We start from the raw sequence: 3,693 nt of genomic DNA on the forward strand, positions 1-3,693 counted from the left end.
AGCGGATTGCAAATCCGTGGACCTCGGTTCGACTCCGGGAGGCGCCTCCATCATTCAGAAAAACCAGCCCTAGTGGCTGGTTTTTTCGTTTCTGGCACTTTGCTTCTTGTTTCTTCGTCCTTACCTCTTCATTTCTCCCTTTGATATTTGCTAAGCCCAACGCCGTTTTGGTGGAATCCTAAGTTGAACCTTTGTTGATAGACCGCTAAATAAATCAAAGTCACAATTAACCATAATGCTCAATTTGTTTCATTGTTTTATGGGATAACTCTAATTAAAACATGTGTATGAGTGATAGTGTCCCTCTTTATATTTCTTTAATTATTCTATAAGAGGTTCTTAAATATGCAATTTAGTCTAAAGAGAAAAATGGTTTTCTCTGTAGTTTTGGCGATTGCTGTTACATCTGCCATTCTTCTTTTCATGGGTTATAAGACTTTTCAAACAAACAGCTGGCAAGCTATAGAAAGTGAAAGTCGTAATACACTTCAAGCCCATGCAAAGGGCATCAGTGACTGGTTTTACGATAAGAAACAAGCAGTACATGGGCTTAAACAACAAGTACAGCTTAACCCTTCAATAGATATCGTTCCTCATTTACGTCAAACCTTGGTATCTGGTGGGTTTGGATTGAGTTATTACGGTAACAAAGAAGGTGAGATGTTCCGTCATGATCCTTCATTGAATAAAGCGGGGTATGACCCAAGAGTTCGAGGTTGGTATAAACAAACCTTAGCTGAGAACCGCGCAGTAACAACCAAGCCTTACGTGAGTGTAACCATGCAAACCTTAGTGGTGACATTGACCGATCCTGTGACCGAGAATGGATCGATCATAGGTGTTGTGGCATCTAACCTTGCGTTAGACAAGCTAATTGAAGATGTGTTGGCTATTCAGGTTCCAGGTAATGGACGAGCGATCCTAATTGATAAGCAAGGCACGGTCGTTGCTCATAAGAATAAAGATTTCATCCTTAAGCAAGTCAAAGAGATAGCACCTGAATTAAGTGTTTCTGGATTAAACAGTGCTGCACAAAACTTAACGACAATTTTTACACAAGTTGATGGTGATGAGCGCGTCATCATGGCTGAGCCTATTAAAGGCACCGACTGGCTACTTGTGATTGAAATGGATAAAGACGTACTAGAGCAGCCGTTGTTCGATATGTTGATTAGCCAAATCACCACAGGTTTGATTGTATTGATCGTTATGGCTGCAGCAACCTCATGGTTTGTGGCTCGTCAATTAGTTGAACTGGGTCGAGTGAGTGAAGCATTAGCTGATATTGCGGAAGGGGAAGGTGATTTAACACAGCGCCTTCAAGTGTCGAGTAAAGATGAAGTAGGGCAACTTGCCGACAAGTTTAATGTGTTCGTAGATAGACTTCATGCAATGATGAAAAACGTGACTGATGTTTCGACGGCAATGAATAACGGAGCTGAACACGCCAACAGCAGCGCATTAAAACGCAGCGATAGCGTCAGCAGACAGCAAGACGAGATCACAATGGTTGCAACAGCTGTGACAGAAATGGCGACAGCAACAGCAGAAATTGCTACGAATGCTGATAGTACGGCCAAAAGTGCGACTCACTCTGTTGAGTTGAGCGAACAAGGCTTCCAACAGATGGCTAAAAGCCAATCATCGATCAATGAGCTTGCAACAGAGCTAACAAGCGCTGTGTCTATCATCAGCGAGCTTGAAGAGCATGGTCAACAAATCGCGTCTATCTTGGCGACGATTCGCGAAATAGCGGAGCAAACTAACTTACTTGCACTCAATGCGGCAATTGAAGCAGCAAGGGCAGGCGAACAAGGTCGAGGCTTTGCAGTGGTTGCCGATGAGGTTCGAGTGCTTTCACAACGAACTCATGCTTCAACAGAAGAGATCGAAGACAAGATCAAGCGCTTACAACAAGCGACTAGTGGTGCCGTTAAAGTGATGACACAAAGCCACGATATGGCGAAAACAAGCGTACATGACGTGGATATGGCGGGAGAGAGCTTGGCTCAAATACGTGAGGCAATTCAGATGATCAGCGATATGGCAACTCAGATAGCTTCTGCTGCTGAAGAGCAGTCACTGGTTACCGCTGAAATCAATGCGAATACCGAATCTGTTCGTGAAGTGAGTGATGTGATGGCAGTTGATGCGACCGATGCGGTTTCACAAGCCGATCAGCTAAGTCATTTAGCGAGTGACTTGAAACAAGAGCTGTCACGATTCAAGCTTTAAGTTCAGGCTAATATTAGCTTAAGCACAAAGATCAATTAGAAACTAGAAAGAGCACTGGCTGTTAAAGCGTGTGCTCTTTTTTATTTATAGAGCATGCTCAATGTTTGTCAAAGAAGTCTTTGTTACGAATATACTTACTCATTAGGTGATAAGAGAAAGGCCGGATTAACCAACTGAATATTGATCGCCCGAGGCGTATTAACGTCGGTGTGTTTTCGTAAATCCTGCCGTTATAGAGCCAAAGTACTTTGCCTACATGCCAATACAACAGCGGTACGGGCGGCATGAAGGTGACAATATCGATTTCGCAACAGATACGGTAGGTTTTCTTGCTCAAGCGGTAGTTCTTTTTGAAACTCCAATCACCGACCGCGGGCTGTCCAAACGTGACGATTCGTTTAATACAACCTGGGTGTTTTTGGTCCAAGTAATCAGCGAATACACAACCAATAGAGCCACCAGAAGAGTGGCCAGTAATCGATATTCTTTTGCCTTGTTCCAATAGAGGAATTAAAGTGGTTTCCAAGCGTTCAATGACAGTTTGTCCCAGTTTATCTTCATTACGGCTTGGTTGGCTTCCTTGAAACATGAGATGGTAGAACCCGGCATGTACACGATAGTTCAGCCCAATCCTTTTACAGCTTCTTGTCCATAGAGCAAAAGTGAGTAGCCAGTCAGAAACGCTGTGTGACCCCTTGATAACCACGACGACTTCATCTTTGTCGCTGCTCCATAAGACTCGAATCATGGTTTTGCCAAACTGATTCTTTATGATGCGCTGTCCATTAGGGTCAAAACCGTAACGAGTTTGTTTAAAAACTCTAGGGTAGGCGAGGTTGCAGAGCACAGCGTAGCGTTCATATTGGTATCGTTTTAGTGGCTTCACGTTGTCATTTCGTAATAGTCGTTACTTAAAACTCTAGCCTTTGAATGTGAAAAGCACATGAAAACTAAGTCGTGTTTCTCTAATTCAATGGAATTGACAGTATTTTGTGAGTCTGAAAATGGGAATTCGGCCTTTGAATTCCAACTCAAACTCAAAGTCTACGAATAAGAACCGTACAAGCTGCACTAAATTCATTCGTTTGAGTTCGATAATTAATCACTTGAATTGAAAGATAAAATTTACTGTTGACGAATTTTTTCTATCCGTTAAAGTACACCTCGTTCTCACGGCTTAGGTCGCAGAGAGATGGTGTTTTACTCTTCGGTAATCAGCATCGCATGATTGCGTTGCCCTGGTGGTGGAATTGGTAGACACAAGGGATTTAAAATCCCTCGGCGTTCGCGCTGTGCCGGTTCAAGTCCGGCCCAGGGCACCATCTATCTAGTTTCTACTTTGAGTAGAGTGTTGAACAAAGAGTGGTCCTCTTAAAACACTTCAATATATTTTTATGTTGATAAAGGCGCCTTGGCAGAGTGGCTATGCAGCGGATTGCAAATCCGTGGACCTCGGTT

At 43.2% G+C, this 3,693-nt stretch carries 2 protein-coding genes and 1 tRNA gene; 2 read left to right on the forward strand and 1 reads right to left on the reverse strand.

Translation table 11 applies throughout. From position 1 onward, the window contains the following. Positions 1 to 369 precede the first annotated feature (369 nt). Positions 370 to 2,235 carry a methyl-accepting chemotaxis protein gene (locus ACED53_RS23025; RefSeq protein ID WP_017077332.1) on the forward strand — a complete coding sequence of 622 codons (1,866 nt, stop codon included), beginning with the start codon at positions 370 to 372 and terminating at the stop codon, positions 2,233 to 2,235. Positions 2,236 to 2,332: 97 nt separating this feature from the next. Here the strand turns inward: ACED53_RS23025 and ACED53_RS23030 are convergent, their stop codons facing one another. Further along, a complete protein-coding gene (locus ACED53_RS23030; protein WP_017101843.1) occupies positions 2,333 to 3,121 on the reverse strand; it encodes a lipase in 789 nt (262 codons plus the stop codon). 349 nt (positions 3,122 to 3,470) lie between these two features. On the opposite strand from ACED53_RS23030, the gene ACED53_RS23035 reads away from it, so the two are divergent. Beyond that, positions 3,471 to 3,557: transfer RNA gene (locus ACED53_RS23035), tRNA-Leu, on the forward strand. The last annotated feature ends 136 nt before the right edge of the window (positions 3,558 to 3,693 follow it).

The organism is Vibrio sp. 1F169 (assembly GCF_041439605.1).
Classification (GTDB): domain Bacteria; phylum Pseudomonadota; class Gammaproteobacteria; order Enterobacterales; family Vibrionaceae; genus Vibrio; species Vibrio tasmaniensis_A.